This window comes from Anaerovorax odorimutans, assembly GCF_024459955.1.
Taxonomy (GTDB): Bacteria; Bacillota; Clostridia; order Peptostreptococcales; family Anaerovoracaceae; genus Hominibacterium; species Hominibacterium odorimutans_A.
This window is the reverse complement of record NZ_JANFXK010000001.1, coordinates 414652-440352: the sequence shown is the minus strand read 5'-3', so window position 1 is coordinate 440352 and position 25701 is coordinate 414652. Positions and strand designations below refer to the sequence as shown.

Genomic DNA, 25701 nt, shown 5'->3' with positions numbered 1-25701 from the left:
TATGAAAAAATAGAAAAGTCCTAAAATACTGACAACTCCAACTCGGCTTTACCCTTGGAGAAGAGGAGGAACAGCCAGTTGAGGACAAATCTAATCATATTCTTTAATATGTGAGAAGGAGGCAAATATGTCAGAAGAGAAAAGAGCTGTACAGACAGCAGAAGAACCTCAAGAACTGAAAAGAGGGATTAAGGGCTGGCAGGTAGCGTTCATCGGTCTCGGCGGCGTTATCGGTTCCTGTTATTTCCTTGGTGTCGGCTGGTGTATCCAGGCTATGGGGCCTGCGGTATTCATCGCCTTCGCGGTAGTTGGTCTTATTGTTTATGGTCTTATGATTTCTTATGCGGAGTTATTGGTTAATTTACCGCGAAGCGGTTCCTTTGTAGCGTACACCAACGAATTTTTGGGTGAAACCATGTCAGTGGGCATGGGCTGGTCTTTCTGGTTCAACTGGGTATGCTATGTACCGTCGGAAGCCATCGCGGTGTCCTATGTGCTGCAGAGCCTGACCGGCAATAAGAGCGCTGTCGCTTATGTTGCTTTTGCGCTGGGGGCTTTGGCCGCATTGACCATTATCAATCTCTGCGCGGTTGATATCTTCGCGAAGATCGAGTCTGGTCTTGCGATCACCAAAGTTATTGTAATTATTCTATTCGCCCTCCTGGCCTTCGGTATCTGGGTAGGCCTGTGGGGAAATCCGCAGGGAGTTGTTCAGGGTGCTGTGGAAGACGGATTCAAGGGCATGGGCGTAAACTTCGGCGATGCAGAATTTATGGCAGACCTGTTCCCCAACGGCTTTGCGATCGTACTGACCTGCATGGTTGTTGTACTGGTTACCTTCCAGGGAACGGAAATCGTCGGTCTTGCGGCTGCTGAATCCCAGGATCCGGACAAATCCGTACCGAGAGCCTGCAAGAGCGTTACATACCGTATCGTCGGCCTTTACCTGGTGCCGATTCTGCTGGTAATCCTGGTTTATCCGACTGATCTGGGAACCGATGAAACTCCGATCTTTGCGGACATCATGCATGCTTACGGCATGGGGCCCTTTGGCTTCATTATGAGCGCGGTCGTATTGGTAGCGGCATTCAGCTGCGCCAACACTGGATTCTATGGCACAGTTAGATGTATGTATGGTCTTTCGGTTGAAGGGCTGGCTCCGAAGTTCCTGGGCAAGCTGAACAAGAGCGCCAACCCGAAGAACGCGGTACTCTTCACTTTACTGTTTATGTGGATCGTGCTGATTATCGGTCTGGTTTCCGAGCTGACCGGATTCTTATCTAATCTGTACACCAATCTGCTGTCCATGTCGGGTTTCACAGGAACCCTTGCGTGGGTAGGAATTATCGCTTCCCAGAAGCGGTTCAGAGTCAGACTTAAAAAGAGAGGTTATGAGCCGGATACCTGTCTGAGAGCGAGAGTCAGCAAGGGACAGTCGTGGGTTCCGTGGTTTGCGATGATCGCGCAGCTTTGCTGCCTGCTGCTGATGGCCTTTGCCGATCCGGAGATCACCGGCGGCGGCCCGATCGTATTTGCGGTAGCGTGTGCGGCTGTAGTTATTCCGATGATCGTACAGAAGATTACCAAAGCCATGGGCAAGACCAGAACCGTCAATTCTCTTGCCGCAGGCGAAAAGACCTTCGACGAAACCTTCCCGGATCTTACAAAATAGGTGGAAACTATTTACAAGGGAGTAAGATTTGAGAAAAAATATAACAAATTTGATATTAAAAGAGAACGGTTTTGCTGTTCTCTTTTAATTTGTTTCAATTTATTGATAATTCAAACAAAACGTGTATAATGGATTCTGTACTAATTCTATATTATTATGTTTTGAGGAGGTAAAGACATGAGTGAACAAAAAAGCACTGCAGCCATGGATGTTGGCGAACATGGGCTGAAAAAGCATGACATTAAAGTATCCACCGTGGTGTTCATGATTTTCTGTCTTGTTGCTGCCGGATGTTACGGAATCGAGGAAATGATTCCGGAGTGCGGCCCTGGTCTGACCATAGTTATGCTATGCGTCCTGCCGTTCGTATGGGGACTGCCTTTCGGCCTGGTTGCATCGGAACTGGGTTCCGTGAGACCGCAGGAAGGCGGCTACTACAAGTGGGTCCAGGAGGCTCTCGGTGAATTCTGGGGTTTCCAGGCAGGCTGGTGGAGAACGATTTCCATCTACATAGATAATACATCATATGTAATCTTGGCCGGAGGATATGCCGCGACCGTTTGGGATATGACTTGGACAACGGAATTCGCGCTTAAATTCGGTATGATTCTGATCTTTACGCTGATCAATATCAGAGGCGTAAAAGATGTAGGTATTGCGAGCACGATCTTATCTATTTTAGTAATGGTAGCCTTTGGTGTAGTTGCGATATGCGGATTCATCAACTGGGGAGGCGACGCGGAGACAGCGTCTACAATTTCCTTCCAGATGACAGCAGAGCCGGCCGAAGGTCTCGGCGACTGGTTCTTCTATATAGCAGGAGGTATTTCCATCGGTATGTGGATGTACTCCGGGTATGAGTCGATGTCAACCATAGCGGGAGAGGTTTCCAATCCTCAGGTTATTCCGAAAGGTACGCTGATAACCATTCCGCTGATCATGGCCGTATATATTCTGCCGACCACGGCAGGTCTCGGTTCTCTGGGAAACTGGGAAAATTGGGGAACGGAAGGCGATGCCGTAGGATATGCGGAGGTTGTTGCTCACTTCTGGGGTCCTGTGTTCGGTGTCATCTTTGCGATTGTTGCCATATTGGCCCAATGTTCAATCTATAATACTTATATCGCATCGGGTTCGAGAGGGTTCTTTGCGCTGGCCGACGACTATCTCGCTCCTCCGGTAATGGTAAAATGCGACAAGAAGTATGGTGTTCCCTATGTGGCAGTGCTGTCCGTAGGAATTTTCAACCTGATCTTCTGTATGTTCCCGTTCGGGTTTATCATTATTCTGGATGTAGCGCTGTTGATGGCTTCTTATATACTGGTATACATTTCGGCGATGGTTCTCAGAAGAAGAATTCCAAAAGAAGAATATGTGTTCCGGATTCCGGGAGGCAACGGTCTGCTGGCCCTGATCTGCATAGTTCCAATCTGTGTGGCGATATTTGCCAACTTTGTTAACGGCTCAGATTACTATTTGGGCGGAATGATCGGTATTATAACGGGTCCGATCCTGTACTTCATCTGGAGAAGAAGATATGGTGGTCTTACCAGGAAAGATCCGGAACGTTACCCGAAGAACGAGAAGACGGGCCTTGCCGTAGGGGATACAAGGAAGATAGCCTTCCTGTTCCTGGTTATGAGTATTATGAACGGTATTGCTCTGCTGTTCGAGCCTTGGTATGAAGGCTGGGGTACGGAGGATGCCTGGGAGTCCGGCGACTACTTTGACGGTGTCCTGGAAGGCGCGGATGTAAATGCGATCGTTGGAACGATTCAGGTTGGACTGGGTATTCTGACAGCGGTTTGCGCAGTGGCGTGCATCGTATTCTTCATCCTTTCCAAGAAGGTCGAACCACAGAAAGAAAACTAAAACTTGTGATTTAATTATCAGGAGCGCCCGGGCTGATTAGCTACGGGCGCTCTTTTCGTTTTTGGGGCGCAATCTCAAAAAAGAGACTCCCGGATATTGGAACGTCTTATTTAGCTGGTGAAGATATCATAAAAAGGCAATCTTTAGGGAATCTTTAAAGTGAGAATGTATACAGAATCCAAGGTAATTTCTTTCATAGTCCGTCAAAAAATTGTCTTTTTTTTGAGACTTTTTTGCGCAAAAATTACAAACCCATGAAATTCAACGATTACAGCCGTTAGACCGAAGTTTTCAGAACATTGAAAATATAATTGAACCGCTTGTTATTAAATATATATATAGGTATAATGAGGTGTGAGAAATTGGCACTCATAAAAGTTTTATTTATTAGGAGGATAAAATGGGCACTATATTTTTTCTAATCTTGTTTCCATTAGTTGTGGCCTTTGTTCTTTTAGTAGTTAAAGCTGACGCAGCAAGAGGTGTGATCGTTAAGCTGGCGGCACTGGTTATCGCAGCCGCTTCCATCTACCTCGCAGTACAGTATTTCCAAGGCGGTGATCGTTACTTCGATTTTAGTAACGAAAACGTCAATTACGTTCTAATGGTAATTGAAGTATGTCTGGCGGTGTATATTGTCATCACCGGCATCAAGCACAAGAAATACCTGGCATCAGTTTTTGCAATCATCCAGACTCCGGTCATGGTATGGTTCGAACTTACTGAAGGACATCACATTGAAGTGGCGCATAATCTGTATTACGATCGCCTTTCTGTGATTATGGTACTCATCATTGGAATTATCGGAAGCTTAATCACTGTGTACGCTTTAGGCTACATGAAAGACTTCCAGCATCACCATGCAGGTGAGAAAGACAGAAGACCTTGGTTCTTCTTCGTTATGTTCCTTTTCCTGGGGGCTATGTTCGGACTGGTAATGTCCAACAACCTGACCTGGGTGTACTTCTTCTGGGAGATCACGAGCTTATGTTCCTTCTTCCTCATCGGATACACCAAGACAGGAGAGGCGACCAACAATGCGTTCCGCGCCCTGATCATGAACCTTCTGGGCGGTATGGGCTTCGCGACGGCAATCCTCATTTTAGGATTTGTTTATCAGACTTTAGAGCTGAGCACGATGATTACATACGGAATGATGTACTCCGGTATCATGGCGATCCCGGCGGCATTCCTGGCTTTCGCGGGAATCACCAAGGCGGCTCAGATGCCGTTCAACAGCTGGTTGCTCGGCGCTATGGTAGCACCGACACCTACTTCCGCGCTGCTCCATTCATCAACAATGGTTAAAGCTGGCGTATTCCTGATTATCAAACTGGCTCCTTGCCTGGGAATGGGCAACTTTGCCGGACTGATGACCATGACGGTAGGCGGAGTAACGTTCCTGATGGCATCCTTTGCGGCAATCTCGCAGAGCAACGCCAAGAAAGTTCTGGCTTACTCCACAATTGCGAACCTGGGACTGATCGTAACCTGCGGAGGCATCGGAACAGCCGGTGCGGTATGGGCAGGTATCATGCTGATCATATTCCACGCGATTACCAAGTCCTTACTGTTCCTGTGCGTAGGTACTGCTGAGCACAACATCGGCAGCAGAAACATCGAAGACATGGACGGATTATTCGGCAGAATGCCTCGTTTGGCAGCATTCATGATGATCGGTATCGCTGGCATGTTCCTGGCGCCTTTCGGAATGCTGATCTCAAAATGGGCATCCATGACAGCTTTCGTAGATTCCGGAAATCTGATCCTGGTGGGAATTATCTGCTTCGGAAGTGCGGCAACGGCCTTCTACTGGACAAAATGGCTGGGAAAATTATCGGCCATCGTAGCTGGCACAGAAAATATTCAACAGAATGTACATAAAGAAGAGTGGTTTGTTCACGCCACACTGGTAGTGCTGACAATCGTAGCCTGCCTGGCGTTCCCGCTCATCTCCAGCACTACGCTCGTTCCGTACCTGGAAGGCGTGTTCGGAGGACTTTCTTCCATGGCATTATCAGCGGACAACATGATTATCATGGTTGTTATGGTAGCGGTTGTTCTGCTTCTGGTCGCTTTCTTCTTCGGAAAGACCAAGAAGAAAATCGTACCAATCTATATGTCGGGTGTTAACGAGGGAGACAACCTGCAGTTCCATGGTTCCATGGACAAACCGGTATCCGCTTCCCTGAGAAACTGGCACATGGAAAAATATTTCGGCGAAATTAAGATGAACGTTATCGGATGCGTAATAACCTCAGCGGTTATTATCATCGGACTGGGCCTGATGATCGGTTCGCTGGTTGCAATCATGACAGGAGGTGCTGCTTAAAATGATTAAGATAATAATATTTGTAGTTGCATATCTTGTTCTTGCGCCGCTCGTTGGGGGATTCCTCGCGGGTATCGACCGTATCATTTCGGCAAGAATGCAGGGCAGAGTCGGCCCTCCGGTCCTTCAGCCGTTCTACGACGTATTTAAGCTGAGGGAAAAAGAAGCGATCACAGTTAATAAAGTCCAGGACTTCTATGTAACTTGCTTCTTTATCTTCGTACTGGTTACAGGCTGTTTCTTCTTCGCAGGCGGAGATTTACTGCTGGTAATCTTTACACTGACTTTGGCAAGCGTATTCCTCATCGTGGCAGCCTTTTCATCCAACTCACCCTACTCACAGGTGGGAGCGGAAAGAGAACTGCTGCAGATGCTGGCTTATGAGCCAATGGTACTTTTAACAGCGATTGGATTCTACATCTATACCGGAAGCTTTGAGGTTCGTCAGATCCTTTCCGGCGATGCGATGGCCTTCCTGCCGCTGATCGGAGTATTCTTCGGCTTCATATTTATTCTGACTATCAAGTTCAGAAAATCGCCTTTCGACCTCTCCATGTCGCACCATGCGCATCAGGAGCTGGTAAAAGGTCTGGTTACGGAATTTTCGGGAAAGACGATGGCTCTTATCGAGGTGGCTCACTGGTATGAGAACATTTTCCTTCTGGGCTTCGTGTTCCTCTTCTTTGCCAACGGCACAATCTGGGGAACCGTGATCGGCGTAGTCGTTTGTCTGGCCGCTTACTTCCTGGAAGTTCTGATCGATAACTGTTTCGCAAGAATGAAATGGCAGGTTGCTCTCAATTCAGCGTGGATCGTAGCGCTGGTACTGGGAATGATCAACCTATTCATCGTATATTTAGTATAAGGAGGTGTAGAGATGTCATATGTAACAAAATCACCATGGGTCATCCATTATGACGGTTCCAGCTGCAACGGATGCGACATAGAAGTACTGGCATGCCTTACACCTATGTACGACGTTGAGCGGTTCGGTATTATCAATACCGGAAACCCAAAGCACGCGGATGTATTCCTGGTGACTGGTTCTGTAAATGAACAGAATAAAGAAGTTGTAAAACAGATTTATTCACAGATGCCGGAACCGAAAGTTGTAGTAGCGATCGGCATCTGCGCCAACAACGGCGGTATTTTCAAAGAATGTTATAACATTTTAGGCGGTGTGGACACCGTGATCCCTGTGGACGTATACGTTCCGGGATGCGCGGCAAGACCGGAAGCTATCATTGACGGCGTTGTAAAAGGCCTGGGCGTTCTTCAGGAAAAGAGAAACGCTATGGACGGAAATACAGCGGCTCCGGCACCTGCGGAAAAGGAGGAAGCTTAAATGAGATCATATAAAGAACAGATTATTGAGCCCGTTGCAGCTTCTGATCTTTTGCCTACGGTCAGAAACATGAAAGCCGAAGGCTATAGAATGCTGCAAATCTGCGCCACAAAGGTTTCCGAAGGATTCGAAATTTTATATTCCTTCGATAAGGATCACGAGCTCACCAATCTGAGAGTAACGATCCCGGAAGAAGAGGAAGTGCAGAGCGTTACCGGCGAATACTGGGGCGCGTTCATCTATGAGAACGAAATGCACGATCTCTTTGGAATCAAGATTGTAAATAACGAATTGGACTATGGCGGACATTTCTTCAAGGTGGCTGAACCTACTCCATGGAATCCAAAGAACTAAGAAAGGAAGAAAGATATGGGTAAAAGAACGATTATTCCTTTCGGACCGCAGCATCCGGTGCTTCCGGAACCGGTTCATCTCGACCTGGTGCTTGAAGATGAAGTGGTAGTAGAAGCGATTCCTTCTATTGGATTTATACATAGAGGACTGGAAAAGCTGGTGGAAAAAAAGGAATATACCGAAATGGTATATGTTATAGAGAGAATCTGCGGTATCTGCAGTTTTGGACACGGATGGGGCTACTGCGCATCTGTGGAAGGAGCTATGGATGTTGAGATTCCGGAAAGAGCGGAATACCTGAGAACCATCTGGCACGAGCTGTCCAGACTTCACAGCCATATGCTGTGGCTGGGACTTCTGGCCGACGCTTTCGCGTTCGACAGCCTGTTCATGCACTGCTGGAAGCTCAGAGAAACGATTCTCGATATTTTTGAAAAGACAACTGGCGGCCGGGTTATTTTCTCGGTTTGCAAAGTCGGCGGTCTGAGAAAAGACATCGACAACGAAACACTCAAAGAGATCGTTGATACGCTTAAAGGACTCAAAAAAGAAATTAAAGAACTGACAGATGTATTCATCACGGATACCTCTGTTAAAAACAGACTGTGCGGCGTTGGCGTCCTGTCCAAGCAGGATGCGATCGACCTGAGCGCTACAGGCCCGGTGGCAAGAGGGTCCGGACTGGTTCAGGATTTGAGACTGAACGGACCGGGAGTATATCACAAGCTGAACTTCGAGCCGGTTGTAGAAGAAGGCGGCGACTGCTACGCAAGATGTAAAGTAAGAATCGGAGAAGTTTTCCAGTCCATCGACCTGATCGAGCAGGCTGTTTCACAGATTCCGGACGGACCGATCGATGTACCGGTTAAAGGAAATGTGAAAGGCGAGTTCGCAGTAAGACTGGAACAGCCAAGAGGCGAAGCGTTCTACTACGCCAAAGGCGCGGATTCCAAGTTCCTGGAAAGAATGAGAGTCAGAACTCCGACCAACATGAATATTCCTGCGCTGGTTAAGATGCTGCAGGGATGTGACCTGGCCGACGTACCGATTCTGATATTAACTATCGACCCTTGCATCAGCTGTACAGAAAGGTAGGTGAGAGTAATGGCAACTTTTAGAATTGGAAAAGTAGTATTAAGAAGCTTGTTCAAAAAGCCCGCGACTCTCATGTACCCGGTAGTGCCGAGAGAGTGGCAGGAGCGGACAAGGGGACACATTGACATTCGTAAAGAGGACTGTATTGTCTGCGGTATCTGTGCGAAAAAGTGCCCTGCAAATGCGATTACAGTAGATAGAAATAAACGTACATGGACGATTGAAAGAATGCAGTGCATCCAGTGTAACTGCTGTGTTGAGGCTTGTCCAAAGACTTGCCTGATCATGGAAAATCAGTATACGGAGCCGGGACCGGAAAAGGTTGTGGATACCTTCGAAATTCCCAAGCCGGAGAAAGCCGCGCCCAACAAGGGCAAAGCTGATGGCGGAGCTGCTGATGGTGAGCTGACCTGCAATCTGGATGAATGTATCTATTGCGGACTTTGCTCAAAGAATTGTCCGTGCGACGCGCTGACGGTAGACAGAAAAGAAAAAGTCTGGAAAGTGGATACGGACGCCTGCGTAAGCTGCGGAGCCTGCGTAGAAAAATGTCCGAAGAAGTGTCTGTCCCTGGGCGGTGCGGACGCGCCGGCAGCTGAGGCAGACAAGAAGGCTGAAAAACCAAAGGAAGCTGAGTACAGCTGTCCGGAGGACGAAGCCGGTCTGAGATGCAAAATCAGCGATTGTATTTATTGCGGACTTTGCGGAAAGGCCTGCCCGGTTGAAGCCCTGACCATTGACAGAAAAGAAAAAGTCTGGAAAGTCGACAAGGAAGCCTGTGTTACATGCGAAGCGTGTGTAAGTCAGTGCCCGAAGGACTGTCTGGAAGTTATTTAGAAAAAAGCAGATTGAGCGGCTGACTGGTTCGGCCGCTCTTTTAGTGGGGAAGGATTTGAGAAAATGGAAAAAAAGCAATACTTGGAACTGATTCGAAAGCGGCTTTCCGCTAACTTTGAAATTGAGGCGCCGGCGATTGACGAGGGCGAAGAATTTCTGATGATCGCCCGCTATCACCAGATTTCCGGCCGGCTCTTTCTGACAAAGAAAGATATTATTGATAAATATGAGACTTTTGAGACATGCTACATGAAAGAGATCTTGCAGCCCACGCTTTCCGATATTGAAGCCTTTTTTTCCTGGCTGACGAAAAAAGCGGAAAAAATCCAGCCCGGAAAAGACCATTTCTATACGGATATAACCGGGATTCTGGTCAGCGATCATATGCCGGATGGCACTGCCGGACTGCTGAGAGGGTTAAACTTTCAAAAGTCATTTTTGCTCTTTTTTCGTGGATATTTGAAAATCCGCCTGATTTGTGTTGACTTGGGTGATGGAAACGTGTATACCAATAAACTGGGAAAAGAAATTAAGAGGGTTTATCAGTGGCAAAACGCCTAGACAAATGATTTTGAGGAGACAGATATGAATGCAGCGTTATTGTTAATTATTGGGATCGTGTTATTTTTAGTCGCGTATGCGACTTACGGCAGGTTTCTTGCCAAGAAATGGGGAATTGATGCCAGAAGGTCAACGCCGGCCCATACTCTGAGGGATGATGTGGATTACTGTCCGGCGGACGCCAAAGTGATTCTGGGTCATCATTTTTCATCCATCGCGGGAGCAGGCCCTATCACCGGTCCGATTCAGGCGATTATTTTCGGGTGGCTGCCGGTTTATCTCTGGGTAGTGATCGGGAGCATTTTTTTCGGAGGAGTCCATGACTTTGGCTCCATTTTCGCTTCCCTGCGCCATGACGGCAAGTCCATCGGTGAGGTGGTGCGTCAGAATATCGGGCAGACGGGAAAGCTTTTGTTCAACCTTTTTTCCTGGCTGGCGCTGGTTCTGGTGGTGGCTGCCTTTGCGGATATCTGCGCGGGGACCTTTGCCTATGATCCGGCCAACCCGGACAATCTGACAGGGGCCATGGCCGGTACGGCCTCGGTGCTTTTCATTGCTTTAGCGGTGTTGTTCGGAATTTTCGTCTATCGGAAGAACGCCAATATTGCGGTCTCTACAGTAATTGGAGTGGCTGCTCTGTTTGTATGTATCTGGGTGGGATACACCTTCCCCGTACTTACCTTATCCAAGACCGCGTGGATCGTCATTGTGCTGGTTTATATTGTCATAGCGTCGGTTATGCCTGTATGGATTCTTCTCCAGCCGCGGGACTATTTGTGCTCGTTTTTGCTCTATGCGCTCCTGATCGGCGCTGTTGCGGGAATTTTTATCAAACATCCCAACCTGGAGCTGGACGCGTTCACATCCTTTGCGGTCAGTGACGGAACCTCGATACAGTATCTTTTCCCGATTCTGTTTATCACCGTCGCCTGCGGGGCGATTTCCGGCTTCCACTCCCTGGTGGGTTCGGGCACCACATCAAAACAAATCAACAAGGAGTCGGATGCCAAACTGATCGGCTACGGCGCCATGCTCATTGAAGGGGTGGTGGCAATCGTGACGATTATCGCAGTGGCATATACGGCGGTGCAGGTTGACGGGACTCCGGCAGTCCGCTTTGCCGCCGGCGTGGCGACCTTTATGTCAGGATTCGGGCTGCCGATGAAAGTGGGAACCGTATTTATTATTCTTTCCTTCTCCGCCTTTGCGCTGACATCTTTGGATACGGCCACGAGAATCGCCAGGTATATGTTCCAGGAACTAATGGGAAAGGGAGAAAAAGAGGATCAGCCCCAATTTCAGAGATTTCTGCAGAAACCGATCGTGGGGACTGTGGTTACAGTGGGGTGCGCCGCTTTACTGATGCTCTATGGCTATGAAAAAATCTGGCCGATTTTCGGGGCCTCCAACCAGTTGCTTGCCGGGCTGGCCTTATTGGCGCTGACCGCCTGGTTTGCAAGAACAGGCAGAATCAAGCTGCCGACAGCGATTCCCATGGTAATCATGTTTGCGGTAACCCTTACTGCGCTGGTTATGCTTGCCAGGAACTTCTTCGGTGCGGGAAATTTCCTGATGGGAGGGGTCGCGTCAGTTCTGTTCATCTTAGCCATTGTACTGATCCTGACTACCATAAAATCGCTGAAAAAAGAGGCGCGTCTGTAAAATTAGTGCGCTGTAAATCCGAAATAAATACTGGAGTGAGGGCCCTCTTACGCGTACAATCTTTGGATTTACGCGCGGGAGGGCCCCTTTTTATATCCTGAAAGCCGTTGACAGTGATTGTTGTCAGTGATATGATTGAATGACAAAAATAATTGTCATTTTGTAAATGAAACTGGTCAAAAGAAAGAGAGGGGCCGCAATGCCGCTGAGAAACAGGCTAAAAGAATACAGAGCCAGGCTCAATATTAATCAGCAGGACTTCGGCAGACTGGTGGGGACTTCCCGTCAGACCATCAGTCTGATTGAACGGGGCGACTATTCCCCTTCCGTTACTTTGGCGCTGAAGATCGCCAAAGCGCTCGATGCGCGGGTGGAAGACGTGTTTGTCTATGAGGAGGGGGAGCATGAAGAATAATCGGATCAGAAAAGAAAACGGGGGACTTATTTTTATTGGAATTGTAACCCTTTTATGTGTGATCGCGATTCTGGGGATCTTTGCGGTTTTGCTTTATTTTGAAGTGAGCGGCAGCCTGGCTGATTTTCAAAGAGGGGAGCTGAGGAAGTCCGTCAATTTGCTGACGTGGATCATGATCGGCATTGATCTGGCAGCTTGCGCGACAGGATGGCTTTTTCGCTTTGAAAGTGAAGACGCCGGAAAACAAGAAAAGACCTCGCGGCTCAATGACCCTGAGAAGATAGAAGATGGGCTGGAAACAGCGGACTATCTACTGGAACTGTTTATGATGCTGACATTTCTGTTTATAGGGATTCGCTTTTTCCTCTGCAGCGCTAGAAGCATCAGTGCGGGAATCTGGATGACAGTGCTGCTTTTGGCGATTCTGGCGGCATTGTGGTTTACGAAAAAAATGCTGGCAGGTCTCAGCACCAGGCCCAGGCTCAATCAAAAAGGGAACCTGCGGGATGAAAGGGTGATTCGTGAGAGGATGATCGCTTACAGAAGCGGATACAGGACCTTTAAAATGATGAATCGGGTCCTCGTGGGCGCCATGCTGCTTATCATGGTACTCAGCCGTTTTACAACGTCCCTTGCGACAGCGCTGTTTCTGGAGGCCGGAGCCGTGTGGGCAGTAATGAACGGACTGTTTCGCCTGGAACGGAGAAGACTGAGGAAAAAAGGCTGATCCCGGTCACTTGACGGCGCAAAAATAAAGGAATATAATAACATTATAAAAATAAAGCTGCGGCATGTACCGCAGTTTTAAAATGGAGAAAATCATGAAGCAAAAGATAAAGAGGAAGCAAAACAACAGTGCCAGGTGCATCGTCTGCGGCGATCAGAACAAAGCCAGCCTGGGCTGCCGCTTTTACGAACTGGAAAATGGAGAGATCGCAGCTACTTTCCGTTCGGAAGACTGGCACCAGAGCTATCCGGGCAGAATGCACGGTGGTATGGCCGCAGGAGTTTTGGACGAACTGATCGGACGGGCGGCCGCCCAGGGAAGCGACGATTTCTGGGGCGTGACAGTGGAGCTGCATATGAAGTACAAAAAACCGATTCCAACGGAAGCGGATTTGAAAGCTGTCGCCAGGGTCACCAAAAAAAACCGCAAGCTCTTTGAGGGCACTGGCGAGATCCTGCTGCCTGACGGTACGGTTGCGGTAGAGGCCTGGGGGAAATATATGATTCTGCCGCTTTCGAAGATCAGCGACGGAGGCTTTGCCGAGGAAGAGTGGTACCAGATTGAAGAAGACGACCCAAAAGAAATCGATCTTTAGAATTGGCAAAAATCTCTTGACATTGACGGGCCACTAATATACAATTATCAAGCGACTTTATGATGATAATTACAAACAGAGCTACATGAGGCTCTGAATTTTGAGTTAAACGGAGGACAATCAAGATGAGAGTTAAAGTAACATTAGCTTGCACGGAATGTAAGCAGAGAAACTACAATACAATCAAGAACAAGAAAAATGATCCTGATCGTATCGAATTCAAAAAATACTGTAAGTTCTGCAAGAAGCACACGATCCACAAAGAAACCAAATAAGGAGTAGTAATCATGGCAAAAAAGGACAAGGAAGTAAAACGAAAAGTTCCTGTAGCTCCTCCTAAGAAAAAAAGAGGCAGCCTGAAAGACTATTTCAAGGGTGTCAAACTGGAAATGAAGAAGGTAGTATGGCCGACAAAACAGGAGCTGGGCTCCTATACGGTGGTCGTACTAGTTACCTGTGCTGTCTTTGCTGTCGCTTTCTGGGCAATTGATACCGGATTTCTGGCAGTACTCAAAGGATTGCTTGGTATTACTATGTAATGAAGGATAAAAAGGACTGAAGGTATAATGGGAGAGAACGAAAAGGATACTATCATGGAAGAGAACCTTGCGGTGGAAGAGACTCCTGAGACGGAAGAAGCTGCTGAGGCGGTGATTCCTGAAGAAGAGACGATTCAGGAAGACGTACAGGACGAAACGGAAGAGATTCCGGCCGAAGAACCTCCGAAGAAAAAGCTCAACATTGAAGAGCTGGAGGGTCTCAGAGGCGACGGAGAGGCTAAGTGGTATGTAGTCCACACCTATTCCGGCCACGAGAACAAGGTAAAAGTGAATATTGAGAAGATCGTTGAAAATCGGGGAATGCAGGATCTGATCCTTGACGTTGTTGTGCCGACAGAAGACCGAGTGGAGATCAAAAATGGACAGCGTAAGATCAAAACCAGAAAAATGTTCCCTGGATACGTTATCGTAAAAATGATTGTTACCAACGAATCCTGGTACCTGGTGAGAAACACACAGGGCGTTACGGGTTTCGTAGGTCATGGCTCCGATCCGATCCCTCTTTCCACGGAAGAGGTAAGAAGAATGGGTATCGAAAAAATATACATCGATCTGGATGTGGAAGTGGGCGACAGTGTAAAGGTTATCAATGGACCATTCGAAAGCTTCATGGGAGTAGTAGAAGAGGTCAATATGGAAAAACAGACACTGAAGGCCAGAATCTCCATGTTCGGTCGAGATACACCTGTGGAGCTTGACTTCGCACAGGTAGATAAAATCTAAGAGAAAGGAGAAAAAACATGGCTAAGAAAGTTGAAGGTTATATCAAACTTCAGATCCCGGCCGGCAACGCAAACCCGGCACCTCCGGTAGGACCTGCTCTGGGTCAGCACGGCGTTAACATTATGGACTTCTGTAAACAGTTCAATGCCAAGACTCAGGACCAGCCAGGCATGATCATTCCTGTAGTAATCACAGTTTACGCGGACAGATCGTTTTCATTCATTTGCAAAACACCGCCTGCAGCAGTACTGCTGAAAAAGGCCGCAGGTCTCGATACTGCTTCCGGTGAGCCTAACAAGAAAAAGGTGGCTACACTGACAACAGCTCAGGTTGAAGAGATCGCAAAGACAAAGATGCCGGATCTTAACGCAGCAAATCTTGAATCAGCTACAGAGATGATCAAGGGAACTGCAAGAAGCATGGGAATCGTAGTAGAAGACTAAGAGAGTGGGAGGCCGAAAGGCCGTCAGTACCACAAGGAGGTTAAAAATGCCTAAAAGAGGTAAGAATTACAAAGAATCATTAAAAGCTTATGACAGACAGGCGGTATATGATGTACCGGAAGCGATGGACATCATCATCAAGACCGCTAAAGCCAAGTTTGATGAAACTGTTGAAGCGCACATCAGACTGGGCGTAGACGGAAGACACGCCGACCAGCAGGTTAGAGGCGCGATCGTACTGCCCCACGGAACAGGCAGAACAAAGAAAGTACTGGTATTCGCAAAAGGACCGAAGGCTACGGAAGCAGAGGCGGCAGGCGCTGACTTTGTAGGAGCTGAGGAAATGGCGCAGAGAATCCAGACAGAAAACTGGTTTGATTTCGACGTAGTAATCGCGACTCCGGACATGATGGGTGTCGTAGGACGTCTGGGTAAGATTTTAGGTCCTAAGGGCCTGATGCCAAACCCGAAATCCGGTACGGTTACCATGGACGTTGAAAAAGCGATCCAGGAAGTAAAAGCAGGTAAAGTTGAGTACCGTCTCGACAAGAGCAACATTATCCATACACCGATTGGAAAAGCTTCCTTCGGTAAGGAAAAACTGGCAGATAACTTCAATGCGCTGCTGGATGCTGTTATCAAGGCAAAACCTGCTGCAGCAAAAGGTCAGTACCTGAAGAGCGTAACGGTTGCTTCGAGTATGGGACCTGGAGTCAAAGTCAACGCACAGAAGCTTGGCTAAGACCGGAATTAAAATCTGAATAATAACCGTAGACAGCGGGGGCGAGTATTTCGGTACGAGCTTAATCATCCCGCCGAGGTACAATATAAATGAATGTATATTGGCCTTGGTTTGTCTTCACAGATCAAGGCTTTTCATTTACGGCGTACCGCAAACCAAATCTCAGGAAAGGAGAGAGACGTATGTCAAAAGAAGCATGGCAGGAAAAACAGGCCGTTATTGACGAGATCAAAGAAAAGCTGGAAAAAGCGCAGGCTGCCGTAGTCATCGACTACATGGGAATCACAGTTGCGCAGGCTGACGAAATGAGAAAAAAGCTTCGTGAGGCAGATGTGGACTATACCGTCTACAAGAACACGCTGGCAAAGAGAGCCATCGAAGGCACTAAATACGAATGCCTGGCCGATGCTCTTGCAGGACCCAGTGCGTTCGCCATCAGCTACGAAGATGCGACAGCACCGGCAAGAGTCATTAACGGAGTGATCGAAGAATACAAAAAAATGGAATTTAAAGCAGGTGTTATCGAAGGCGAATTTTTCGACGCGGAAGGCGTAAAGCAGATCGCGAAGATTCCGTCAAGAGAGAACCTGATCGCAAAGTTCATGGGAAGCGTTCAGTCCCCAATTGCCAACTTTGCACGTGTGCTTAACCAGATCGCAGAAAAAGGCGAAGGCGGCGAAGAAGCCGCACCGGCAGAAGCATAAATATATTTTAAATGTAAGTTTTATTACGAATCATCAAATAAATTTTAATTGGAGGTAAATTAGAATGGCAAAATTAACAACAGCTGAATTTATTGAAGCTATAAAAGAAATGTCCGTACTGGAATTAAACGAGCTTGTAAAAGCATGTGAAGAAGAATTTGGTGTATCCGCAGCGGCAGGCGTTGTAGTAGCGGCAGCTGACGGAGCGGCAGCAGGCGGAGCAGAAGAACAGACTGAATTCACAGTAGTTCTGGCAGAAGTTGGCGGCGAAAAGATCAAGGTTATCAAGGCTGTAAGAGAAATCACCGGTCTGGGCCTGAAGGAAGCCAAGGAGCTGGTAGACGGAGCTCCATCCAACGTGAAGGAAGGCGTAGAAAAGGCAGAAGCAGACGCACTGAAGGCTCAGCTGGAAGAAGTTGGCGCAACAGTAGAACTGAAATAAGTGAGGCTATTGACTTACTCCGGCAGGCGGGAACAGGATTCCCGCCTGCTTTTGCTTTTCGGTCGGCGGTGAGCGGCTCTAGCCGGCGGAAGTTAACGCTATTTATATTCGAAACACTGCAATTTGCCGGTGATGTCCATATAAATACGGCTTGCGGCGGCAAAAAATCGTTGGATATTGAGTATTTTGAGGCAAGTTTGAACAAACTTGTATACAAAATTTGCAATCTTTACAATTTGGGCCCGAAAGCAAAAGGCTAGAAATTTCCAAAAATATGTTGACAAATTGACATCGGGGTGATATCATATTAGACTGCCACGCAAATGTAATTTGTTAGAGATATAAGGAGTGATAAATATGCCAAAGCCAGTAAAATTAGGTAGAAAAGACCGTATGACATTTTCCAAGATCAATGAGGTCGCGGAAATGCCAAATCTGATCCAGATTCAAACGGATTCCTACGATTGGTTCATCAAAGAAGGCCTGCAGGAAGTCTTTGAGGACATATCCCCGATTAAGGATTATGCAGGAAATTTAGTGCTTGAATTTATCGATTATTCCTTAAACGACCCTCCAAAGTACGAACAGGAGGAATGTAAGGAACGCGACGTAACATACGCAGCTCCACTTAAAGTAAAAGTAAGACTGATAAATAAAGAAACAGGGGAAGTAAAAGAACAGGAAGTGTTCATGGGGGACTTCCCGCTGATGACCGAGAAAGGTACCTTCATTTATAACGGCGCCGAGCGAGTGGTGGTAACTCAGCTGGTGCGTTCACCGGGACCTTATTATGCGGTAGAAATAGACAAGTCGGGTAAAAATTTGTTCTCGACGACCATTATTCCAAACAGGGGGGCATGGCTTGAATACGAGACAGACAGCAACGAGATCATCTCGGTAAGAGTTGACCGTACGAGAAAACAGCCTGTCACTACACTCCTCAGGGCGCTTGGGATGGGCTCCGATCAGGAAATTATCGACACCTTCGGCGAAGATGCCAGACTCAGGAGAACCTTGGAAAAGGATGCTACTGACAGCTATGAAGAAGGATTAAAGGAAATCTATAAAAAGCTGAGACCGGGCGAACCTCCTACAGTGGAAAGTGCCGAGTCCCTGCTCAACTCATTGTTCTTTGACCCTAAGAGATATGACCTTGCCAAGGTAGGCAGATATAAATATAACAAAAAACTGGGACTGTTCAACCGTATCGCAGACCGGGTGGCCGCAGAAGACATAACGGATCCGAATACCGGTGAGATTTTAGTGGAAAAGGATCAGCGGATTGACGCGCAGATGGCTCGCCAGATCGAAAATGCCGGTGTCCACCATATCTTCGCATACGGAAACGATGAAGAGACGGTTACGAAAATAATCGGCAACCAGTTTGTTGACATCAGCGCTTATGTGGAATTTGACCTGTCGGATACCAAGATCCCCGACAAGGTTTATTACCCTGTGCTGATGGAAATCCTCAGCGAGAACGAAGGGAATGACGATGCGGCAATCAAGGAAGCCCTGGTTTCCAGAAAGCATGACCTTTCCCCGAAACATATCCTGATCGCGGATATCATCGCGTCCGTCAGCTATATCCTCAACCTGAATTACGGTATCGGAGAGACGGACGACATCGACCATCTGGGCAACAGAAGACTGAGAACTGTGGGAGAACTTTTGCAGAACCAGTTCCGCATCGGCCTTGCCAGAATGGAAAGAACCGTTAAGGAAAGAATGACTACGCAGGATATCGAGATCGCAACGCCTCAGGCGCTGATGAATATTCGTCCGGTTACTGCGTCTATTAAGGAATTCTTCGGAAGTTCCCAGCTTTCGCAGTTCATGGACCAGACCAATCCGCTGGCGGAGCTGACGCACAAGAGAAGACTGTCCGCTCTGGGACCAGGAGGACTGTCCAGAGAGAGAGCCGGATTCGAAGTCCGCGACGTACACCATTCCCACTACGGAAGAATGTGCCCGATCGAGACGCCTGAAGGACCGAACATCGGTCTGATCGGCTCGCTGACCACCTATGGAATTATCAACGAATACGGCTTTATCGAAACTCCGTATCGTGTTGTAGATAAGGCAACCGGAAGGGTAACGGATGAGATCCATTACCTGACGGCTGACGATGAGGAAGACAAGATCGTGGCTCAGGCCAACGAACCGCTGGATTCTGAGGGACACTTCGTAAACCTGAAAGTCGCTTCCCGTGGAGTGGGCGGCGAAATCGACCTGGTTCCAAGAGACCAGATCGACTATATGGACGTATCGCCGAAGCAGGTAGTATCCGTTGCTACGGCCATGATTCCATTCCTGGAAAACGACGACGCCAACCGTGCGCTGATGGGTTCCAACATGCAGCGTCAGGCCGTACCTCTTCTGGTAACGGAAGCGCCGATCGTAGGAACCGGTATGGAGCATAAAGCGGCTAAAGACTCCGGTGTCGTTCAGCTGGCGAAAAACGCCGGCACTATAGAATTTGTCGACGCGGACAGAATCACCATCCGCAGAGACGACGGCAAGGGCACAGACAAATATACCCTGCTCAAATTCAAGCGTTCCAACCAGGGAACCTGTATCAATCAGAGGCCGATCGTCTGCCACGGCGAACACGTGGAAGCGGGCGAAGTAATTGCCGATGGTCCTTCCACCGAAAACGGCGAAGTGGCACTGGGCAAGAACCTGCTGATCGGCTTCATGACCTGGGAAGGATACAACTACGAGGACGCGATTATCCTCAACGAAAGACTGATTATGGAGGATGTGCTCACATCCATCCATATTGAAGAATATGAATCCGAAGCCAGAGATACCAAGCTGGGACCTGAGGAAATCACCAGAGACATTCCAAACGTAGGTGAAGATGCTCTCAGAGACCTGGACGAAGAGGGTATCATCCGCATCGGCGCAGAAGTTAATGCTTCCGATATTCTGGTGGGCAAAGTAACGCCAAAGGGCGAAACGGAGCTGACAGCGGAGGAAAGATTGCTGCGAGCCATTTTCGGAGAAAAAGCCAGAGAAGTTAGAGACACCTCACTGCGCGTTCCTCACGGCGAGACCGGTATTGTGGTTGACGTTAAAATCTTCTCAAGAGAGAACGGCGACGAGCTGCCTCCTGGCGTAAACAAGCTGGTTCGCTGCTATATCGCCACAAAGAGAAAGATCAACGTAGGCGACAAAATGGCCGGACGTCACGGAAATAAGGGTGTAATTTCCCGTATCCTGCCGGAAGAAGATATGCCGTTCATGGAAAACGGCCAGTCTCTGCAGGTCATGCTGAATCCTCTGGGCGTACCTTCCCGAATGAATGTCGGTCAGGTACTGGAAGTCCATCTGGGTCTGGCGGCCAAGAGAAAAGACTGGTATATCGCCACCCCGGTATTCGACGGAGCCAATGAAAGAGACATCATCGAACTGCTGGATGAAGTGGGCATTGATAAGAGCGGTAAGCTGAAGCTGAGAGACGGGCGTACCGGCGAAGAGTTCGACAACCCGGTAACAGTGGGCTACATGTATATGCTCAAGCTCCATCATCTGGTTGACGATAAGATCCATGCAAGAAGTACCGGTCCGTACTCACTGGTAACGCAGCAGCCTCTGGGCGGTAAAGCTCAGTTCGGCGGACAGCGTTTCGGAGAGATGGAAGTTTGGGCGCTGGAAGCATACGGCGCCGCATATACTCTGCAGGAAATCCTTACGGTTAAATCCGACGATATCGTAGGCCGTGTGAAGACTTACGAAGCCATCGTCAAGGGCGAGAACATTCCGGAACCGGGAATTCCGGAATCCTTCAAGGTACTGATCAAAGAAATGCAGAGCCTTGGCCTGGACGTGAAGGTCCTGACAGAAGACAATGAAGAGATCGAAATCAAAGAGGCACAGGAGCTGGAAGGCCTGTCCGCAATCGAAGACATTATCGACGCGGACCCTGGTGTCGCCGATGAGGAAGAGATCTTTGATGAAGGTGGTTTCTCAGAAGAGGGGCCGGACGATGACGATTTAGAGGATGACCTGGAAGACGATGTACCGGCCGAAGATCCTGAAGAACGTTTGTAATGGTTCTTCCATTGAAAACAGCGTTGCTGAGAAAAGTGAGAACCATTGAAACGGGGCGGAAACAGCTTTCGAGCCCGTTATAGGGAAGGAGAAGTGACCAATGAGTGAAAACAACAACTATGAGTTAAATAATTTTGAATCCCTGCAGATCGGCCTGGCTTCCACGGAGAAGATCATGGAATGGTCGCATGGAGAGGTTACAAAACCTGAAACTATTAACTACAGGACCTTAAAGCCGGAGAAGGAAGGACTTTTCTGCGAAAGGATATTTGGACCTCAAAAGGACTGGGAATGTCACTGTGGTAAGTACAAGCGCATCCGTTACAAAGGGATCGTTTGCGACCGCTGCGGCGTAGAAGTTACAAAAGCAAAGGTAAGAAGGGAGAGAATGGGCCACATCAAGCTGGCCGCTCCTGTTTCTCATATATGGTATTTCAAGGGCATCCCATCGAGAATGGGCCTGGTCCTGGATATATCACCCAGAAATCTGGAAAAAGTTCTGTATTTCGCAGCTTATATCGTACTGGATCCGGGTACGACGGAATTCGCTTACAAAGAAGTTCTGACCGAGCAGCAGTACAGAGAAGCAAAAGATAAATACGGCAGTGAATTCAAGGCCGCTATGGGAGCCGAGGCAGTGAGAGAGCTGTTGACCCATATCGATCTGGATGAACTGTCCACAGATCTGCGGGGCAAGCTGAAGGACGCCACCGGGCAGAAGAAAATCAGAATCGTAAGACGTCTGGAAGTGATCGAAGCTCTGAGAGCTTCCGGCAACAAACCGGAGTGGATGATTCTGGAAGTGATTCCGGTTATTCCGCCGGATCTGAGACCGATGGTTCAGCTGGACGGCGGCAGATTTGCCACATCCGACCTGAACGATCTCTACAGAAGAGTAATCAACAGAAACAATAGATTGAACCGCCTTTTAGAACTGGGCGCTCCGGACATTATCGTAAGAAACGAAAAGAGAATGCTGCAGGAAGCGGTAGATGCTCTGATCGATAACGGCAGACGGGGCAGACCGGTAACCGGTCCGGGATCAAGACCGCTGAAATCCTTATCCGACATGCTCAAAGGTAAGCAGGGACGTTTCAGACAGAACCTGCTGGGTAAGCGAGTTGACTACTCCGGCCGTTCGGTAATCGTAGTCGGTCCGGAGCTGCGTTTCTGGCAGTGCGGGCTTCCGAAGAAGATGGCGCTGGAGCTGTTCAAACCGTTTATCATGAAAAAGCTGGTGGAAAACGGCTACGCCCACAATATTAAGAGCGCCAAGAGAATGGTGGAAAAGGTGAGACCTGAGGTCTGGGACGTACTGGAAGGCGTTATCAAGGAACATCCGGTAATGCTCAACCGTGCCCCGACTCTTCACAGATTGGGTATCCAGGCATTCGAGCCGGTACTGGTAGAAGGCAAAGCCATCAAGCTGCATCCGCTGGTATGTACCGCTTTCAACGCGGACTTTGACGGCGACCAGATGGCGGTACATGTGCCGCTTTCCGTGGAAGCTCAGGCAGAAGCCAGATTCCTCATGCTTTCCGTCAATAACATTCTGGCGCCGAAGGATGGTTCCCCGATCACCACGCCGACACAGGACATGATCCTGGGAAGCTATTATCTGACCCACCCTGGCGTAGAAGAAAGAAACACTGCGGCGGAAAAGGGTGACGGCAAAGTATTCACCGACATCGACGAAATGCTGATGGCGTATCAGAATAAAGAGGTAGGCCTCCATGCGAAAGTCAAGGTCCGCATGTACATGGACGAAGACGACAAGCGGGGCAAGCTGGTGGAATCCACAGTAGGGAGATTTATCTTCAACCAGGAGATTCCGCAGGATCTGGGATTTGTGGACCGGGACGCGGACCCTTACGCGCTGGAAATCGACTTTCTGTGCGATAAGAAAAAGCTGGGACAGATCATCGACCGCTGCTATCGTATCCACGGCAACACTGGTACCGCTATCATGCTGGACTATATCAAGGATATGGGTTTCCATTATTCAACGAGAGCAGCGATTACAATAGGTATTTCCGACATGGAGATCCCGGAAGCAAAGCAGGGAATCATCGAAGAGTCGGAAAAAATGGTAGATAAATACGAAAAGGCCTTCCGTAAAGGTCTGGTATCCAACCAGGAACGTTACGAAAAGGTTATAGAGATCTGGAACAAGACAACTGACGATGTGGCAGACGCGCTGATGGATTCCCTGGGAACCCTGAACAATCTGTTTATCATGGCTCATTCAGGAGCTCGAGGCAGTAAGAACCAGATCAGACAGATCGGCGGTATGCGTGGTCTGATGGCCAACGCCACCGGTAAGACCATCGAAATGCCGATCAAGGCTAACTTCCGTGAAGGGCTGTCCGTACTGGAGTACTTCATTTCCTCCAACGGCGCCAGAAAGGGACTGGCCGATACGGCTCTGCGAACAGCTGACTCCGGTTACCTGACCAGAAGACTGGTTGACGTTTCCCATAACGTGATCGTCCGTGAATTTGACTGCGGAACAGACGAAGGTATCGAAGTAAGAGCGTTCACAGACGGAAAAGAAGTAATTGAATCCCTCAAACTGCGTATCATCGGCAGAACATCGCTCACGGACATTTATCATCCGGAGACAGGCGTAATGCTGGTAGAGCAAAATGAGGAAATTACGGAAGATCAGGCTCAGGCCATCGAAGACGCGGGCATCGAATCCGTGGCGATCCGTTCGGTTATGACCTGCCACAGCAAGACCGGCATCTGCGCCAAGTGCTACGGCCGCAATCTGGCCACCGGCGAGGCGGTAAACATCGGTGAAGCGGTAGGTATCACAGCGGCTCAGTCCATCGGTGAACCGGGTACGCAGCTGACCATGAGAACCTTCCATACCGGAGGTGTAGCGGGTTCCGATATCACCCACGGTCTTCCAAGAGTTGAGGAGCTGTTCGAGGCCAGAAAGCCAAAAGGTCTGGCTGAGATCTGCGAAGCGGACGGTACTGTGGTTTCCATCGAAGCCAGAAAAGACAATAAGACTTTGGTTAAAGTCCGCGGAGAAGAGGAACGGGAATATATCGTACCTTACGGTGCCAGACTCAATGTCAAAGAAGGCGACTATATCCTCGCGGGACAGAATATCACCAGAGGTCCGCTGGATCCGAAGGATATCCTCAGACTCAACGGCGTAGAAGGCGTTTACCAGTATCTGCTTAAGGAAGTACAGCGTGTATACAAGCAGCAGGGTGTAGATATCAACGACAAGCACGTGGAAGTAATCGTAAGCCAGATGCTTTCCAAGTGCAAGATCACCGACGCGGGAGATACCAAACTGCTCCCTGGCGGACAGTACAGCAAGTTTGAGATTGAAGAAACCAACGCTGCCCTGGATGAAGATCAGGAACCGGCCAAGTACGAACGGATACTCCTGGGAATCACCAAGGCATCCCTGGCAACCAACTCATTCCTGTCAGCGGCCTCCTTCCAGGAGACCACGAGAGTGCTCACCGACGCGGCGATCAAGGGTAAGAACGACAAGCTGCAGGGCTTGAAGGAAAACGTTATCATCGGTAAACTGATTCCTGCGGGAACCGGCATGAAACGCTATAAGAACATCGATCTGGATTACGGTGTCAATACAGCTCTTATGGAAGCTTATACGGCTATGATGGCAGAGCAGGAGGAAGAGGATGATGACTTCCTGGCAGAAGCTCCGGAAATGGAGACTGCAAGTCAGCCGGTCATAGATGAAGCTTTAGGTGAAAGCGAAGAAATATTTGAAGTTGAAGATGATGACGCTGATCTGGAACTGGCGGAGACGGATGCGGACCTGGACGCACAGGAAGCTGTTCCGGCGCCCATTGAAGGCGAAGCATCCGATATCATCGAGTTTGATGAAGAATAATTATGAATTTAATTTGACTTTTTGTGGAAACCTATGATAGAATTAACTTCGGTCTCGGGCTTGACAAAGCCCGAGATTAGAGTGCTTACAAAGATTTTAAACTTTTAAGGTTTAAAATATAGAAACCAGGCTGCGAAAAGCAGCGGAAGAAAGGAGAAAAGAATGCCTACTATCAACCAATTAGTACGTCAGGGCAGAACCAGCAGCGTGAAAAAGTCAACTGCACCGGCTCTAGGTAAAGGAATGAACTCCATCAGAAGAGTTCCTACCGATGTTAATTCACCTCAGAAAAGAGGCGTATGCACTTCTGTAAAGACCGTTACCCCGAAGAAGCCGAATTCAGCTCTTAGAAAAGTTGCAAGGGTTCGTCTTACGAACGGTATCGAAGTAACAGCATATATTCCTGGTATTGGTCACAACCTGCAGGAACATAGCGTTGTGCTCATCAGAGGCGGAAGAGTTAAGGACCTGCCAGGTGTAAGATACCACATCGTTCGCGGTACACTTGACACTGCTGGCGTAGCGGACAGAGGCAAAGCCCGTTCCAAATACGGCGCTAAACGCCCTAAGAAGTAGTAATCGGGAAATAAAGCGTGTTCTTGATCATAGATTTTATGTATGTCATGAGCGCCACGGGGATTATTGCGGGATAAGGCTCTAATCCACGAGTACCGAAAGCAC

23 protein-coding genes and 1 other annotated feature are annotated in these 25701 nt (G+C 48.5%); all 23 genes read left to right on the top strand.

Annotation, left to right across the window (positions count from 1 at the left end; all coding sequences use genetic code 11):
- The first annotated feature begins 127 nt into the window (after nt 1–127).
- The 23 genes from NE619_RS01965 (at nt 128) to rpsL (ending at nt 25596) form a co-directional block, all read left to right on the top strand.
- Nucleotides 128–1672 carry an amino acid permease gene (locus NE619_RS01965; RefSeq protein ID WP_256130672.1) on the top strand — a complete coding sequence of 515 codons (1545 nt, stop codon included), beginning with the start codon at nt 128–130 and terminating at the stop codon, nt 1670–1672.
- A 177-nt stretch (nt 1673–1849) separates the two neighbouring features.
- Entirely contained in the window at nt 1850–3544 is a 1695-nt protein-coding gene (locus NE619_RS01960; protein WP_256130671.1) for an APC family permease, read from the top strand.
- 400 nt (nt 3545–3944) lie between these two features.
- Nucleotides 3945–5876, top strand: a complete 1932-nt coding sequence (locus tag NE619_RS01955; RefSeq protein ID WP_256130670.1) for an NADH-quinone oxidoreductase subunit L — start codon at nt 3945–3947, stop codon at nt 5874–5876.
- Between the two features lies 1 nt (nt 5877).
- Complete coding sequence (locus NE619_RS01950; protein ID WP_256130669.1) at nt 5878–6741, top strand: respiratory chain complex I subunit 1 family protein; 864 nt, start codon at nt 5878–5880, stop codon at nt 6739–6741.
- A 12-nt stretch (nt 6742–6753) separates the two neighbouring features.
- Nucleotides 6754–7221, top strand: coding sequence for an NADH-quinone oxidoreductase subunit B family protein (locus tag NE619_RS01945; RefSeq protein WP_256130668.1), 468 nt, complete (start codon nt 6754–6756; stop codon nt 7219–7221).
- Entirely contained in the window at nt 7222–7575 is a 354-nt protein-coding gene (locus NE619_RS01940; RefSeq protein ID WP_256130667.1) for an NADH-quinone oxidoreductase subunit C, read from the top strand. It begins immediately after the preceding gene.
- 15 nt (nt 7576–7590) lie between these two features.
- Nucleotides 7591–8670, top strand: a complete 1080-nt coding sequence (locus NE619_RS01935) for a nickel-dependent hydrogenase large subunit (RefSeq protein WP_256130666.1) — start codon at nt 7591–7593, stop codon at nt 8668–8670.
- A 9-nt stretch (nt 8671–8679) separates the two neighbouring features.
- Nucleotides 8680–9507, top strand: a complete 828-nt coding sequence (locus tag NE619_RS01930; RefSeq protein WP_256130664.1) for a 4Fe-4S binding protein — start codon at nt 8680–8682, stop codon at nt 9505–9507.
- A 63-nt stretch (nt 9508–9570) separates the two neighbouring features.
- Nucleotides 9571–10068, top strand: coding sequence for a hypothetical protein (locus NE619_RS01925; RefSeq protein WP_256130663.1), 498 nt, complete (start codon nt 9571–9573; stop codon nt 10066–10068).
- Nucleotides 10069–10092: 24 nt separating this feature from the next.
- Nucleotides 10093–11730, top strand: coding sequence for a carbon starvation protein A (locus NE619_RS01920; RefSeq protein ID WP_256130662.1), 1638 nt, complete (start codon nt 10093–10095; stop codon nt 11728–11730).
- 205 nt (nt 11731–11935) lie between these two features.
- Nucleotides 11936–12145 carry a helix-turn-helix transcriptional regulator gene (locus NE619_RS01915; protein WP_330640649.1) on the top strand — a complete coding sequence of 70 codons (210 nt, stop codon included), beginning with the start codon at nt 11936–11938 and terminating at the stop codon, nt 12143–12145.
- Nucleotides 12135–12872: a hypothetical protein gene (locus tag NE619_RS01910; protein WP_256130660.1), complete on the top strand. Its 738-nt coding sequence runs from the start codon at nt 12135–12137 to the stop codon at nt 12870–12872. Before NE619_RS01915 ends, NE619_RS01910 begins: the two co-directional genes overlap by 11 nt.
- Before the next feature lie 94 nt (nt 12873–12966).
- Entirely contained in the window at nt 12967–13467 is a 501-nt protein-coding gene (locus NE619_RS01905; RefSeq protein WP_256130659.1) for a PaaI family thioesterase, read from the top strand.
- 125 nt (nt 13468–13592) lie between these two features.
- The gene (gene rpmG, locus NE619_RS01900; protein WP_256130658.1) at nt 13593–13742 is read left to right on the top strand and encodes a 50S ribosomal protein L33; all 150 of its coding nucleotides are present in this window, start codon (nt 13593–13595) and stop codon (nt 13740–13742) included.
- Nucleotides 13743–13754: 12 nt separating this feature from the next.
- Entirely contained in the window at nt 13755–14006 is a 252-nt protein-coding gene (secE, locus tag NE619_RS01895) for a preprotein translocase subunit SecE (RefSeq protein ID WP_256130657.1), read from the top strand.
- 210 nt (nt 14007–14216) lie between these two features.
- On the top strand, nt 14217–14750 hold the full coding sequence (nusG, locus tag NE619_RS01890; protein WP_148396247.1) for a transcription termination/antitermination protein NusG: 534 nt from the start codon (nt 14217–14219) through the stop codon (nt 14748–14750).
- A gap of 17 nt (nt 14751–14767) precedes the next feature.
- Nucleotides 14768–15193: a 50S ribosomal protein L11 gene (gene rplK / locus NE619_RS01885; RefSeq protein WP_256130656.1), complete on the top strand. Its 426-nt coding sequence runs from the start codon at nt 14768–14770 to the stop codon at nt 15191–15193.
- Nucleotides 15194–15239: 46 nt separating this feature from the next.
- The gene (gene rplA / locus NE619_RS01880; protein WP_256130655.1) at nt 15240–15935 is read left to right on the top strand and encodes a 50S ribosomal protein L1; all 696 of its coding nucleotides are present in this window, start codon (nt 15240–15242) and stop codon (nt 15933–15935) included.
- A gap of 8 nt (nt 15936–15943) precedes the next feature.
- Nucleotides 15944–16080: a sequence feature (ribosomal protein L10 leader region), on the top strand.
- Nucleotides 16081–16117: 37 nt separating this feature from the next.
- A complete protein-coding gene (gene rplJ, locus NE619_RS01875; RefSeq protein WP_256130654.1) occupies nt 16118–16639 on the top strand; it encodes a 50S ribosomal protein L10 in 522 nt (173 codons plus the stop codon).
- 64 nt (nt 16640–16703) lie between these two features.
- Entirely contained in the window at nt 16704–17081 is a 378-nt protein-coding gene (gene rplL, locus NE619_RS01870; RefSeq protein ID WP_256130653.1) for a 50S ribosomal protein L7/L12, read from the top strand.
- 357 nt (nt 17082–17438) lie between these two features.
- Nucleotides 17439–21137 (top strand): DNA-directed RNA polymerase subunit beta, encoded by a 3699-nt coding sequence (rpoB, locus tag NE619_RS01865; protein WP_256130652.1) that lies wholly within the window; start codon nt 17439–17441, stop codon nt 21135–21137.
- Between the two features lie 100 nt (nt 21138–21237).
- Nucleotides 21238–25020 (top strand): DNA-directed RNA polymerase subunit beta', encoded by a 3783-nt coding sequence (gene rpoC, locus NE619_RS01860; protein WP_256130651.1) that lies wholly within the window; start codon nt 21238–21240, stop codon nt 25018–25020.
- A gap of 162 nt (nt 25021–25182) precedes the next feature.
- Nucleotides 25183–25596, top strand: coding sequence for a 30S ribosomal protein S12 (gene rpsL / locus NE619_RS01855; protein ID WP_256130650.1), 414 nt, complete (start codon nt 25183–25185; stop codon nt 25594–25596).
- Nucleotides 25597–25701 lie beyond the last annotated feature (105 nt).

Coding starts and splice junctions, on each gene's coding strand:
- NE619_RS01965 (WP_256130672.1), top strand. CDS start 128: ATGTCAGAAGAGAAAAGAGCTGTACAGACAGCAGAAGAACCTCAAGAA.
- NE619_RS01960 (WP_256130671.1), top strand. CDS start 1,850: ATGAGTGAACAAAAAAGCACTGCAGCCATGGATGTTGGCGAACATGGG.
- NE619_RS01955 (WP_256130670.1), top strand. CDS start 3,945: ATGGGCACTATATTTTTTCTAATCTTGTTTCCATTAGTTGTGGCCTTT.
- NE619_RS01950 (WP_256130669.1), top strand. CDS start 5,878: ATGATTAAGATAATAATATTTGTAGTTGCATATCTTGTTCTTGCGCCG.
- NE619_RS01945 (WP_256130668.1), top strand. CDS start 6,754: ATGTCATATGTAACAAAATCACCATGGGTCATCCATTATGACGGTTCC.
- NE619_RS01940 (WP_256130667.1), top strand. CDS start 7,222: ATGAGATCATATAAAGAACAGATTATTGAGCCCGTTGCAGCTTCTGAT.
- NE619_RS01935 (WP_256130666.1), top strand. CDS start 7,591: ATGGGTAAAAGAACGATTATTCCTTTCGGACCGCAGCATCCGGTGCTT.
- NE619_RS01930 (WP_256130664.1), top strand. CDS start 8,680: ATGGCAACTTTTAGAATTGGAAAAGTAGTATTAAGAAGCTTGTTCAAA.
- NE619_RS01925 (WP_256130663.1), top strand. CDS start 9,571: ATGGAAAAAAAGCAATACTTGGAACTGATTCGAAAGCGGCTTTCCGCT.
- NE619_RS01920 (WP_256130662.1), top strand. CDS start 10,093: ATGAATGCAGCGTTATTGTTAATTATTGGGATCGTGTTATTTTTAGTC.
- NE619_RS01910 (WP_256130660.1), top strand. CDS start 12,135: ATGAAGAATAATCGGATCAGAAAAGAAAACGGGGGACTTATTTTTATT.
- NE619_RS01905 (WP_256130659.1), top strand. CDS start 12,967: ATGAAGCAAAAGATAAAGAGGAAGCAAAACAACAGTGCCAGGTGCATC.
- rpmG (WP_256130658.1), top strand. CDS start 13,593: ATGAGAGTTAAAGTAACATTAGCTTGCACGGAATGTAAGCAGAGAAAC.
- secE (WP_256130657.1), top strand. CDS start 13,755: ATGGCAAAAAAGGACAAGGAAGTAAAACGAAAAGTTCCTGTAGCTCCT.
- rplK (WP_256130656.1), top strand. CDS start 14,768: ATGGCTAAGAAAGTTGAAGGTTATATCAAACTTCAGATCCCGGCCGGC.
- rplA (WP_256130655.1), top strand. CDS start 15,240: ATGCCTAAAAGAGGTAAGAATTACAAAGAATCATTAAAAGCTTATGAC.
- rplJ (WP_256130654.1), top strand. CDS start 16,118: ATGTCAAAAGAAGCATGGCAGGAAAAACAGGCCGTTATTGACGAGATC.
- rplL (WP_256130653.1), top strand. CDS start 16,704: ATGGCAAAATTAACAACAGCTGAATTTATTGAAGCTATAAAAGAAATG.
- rpoB (WP_256130652.1), top strand. CDS start 17,439: ATGCCAAAGCCAGTAAAATTAGGTAGAAAAGACCGTATGACATTTTCC.
- rpoC (WP_256130651.1), top strand. CDS start 21,238: ATGAGTGAAAACAACAACTATGAGTTAAATAATTTTGAATCCCTGCAG.
- rpsL (WP_256130650.1), top strand. CDS start 25,183: ATGCCTACTATCAACCAATTAGTACGTCAGGGCAGAACCAGCAGCGTG.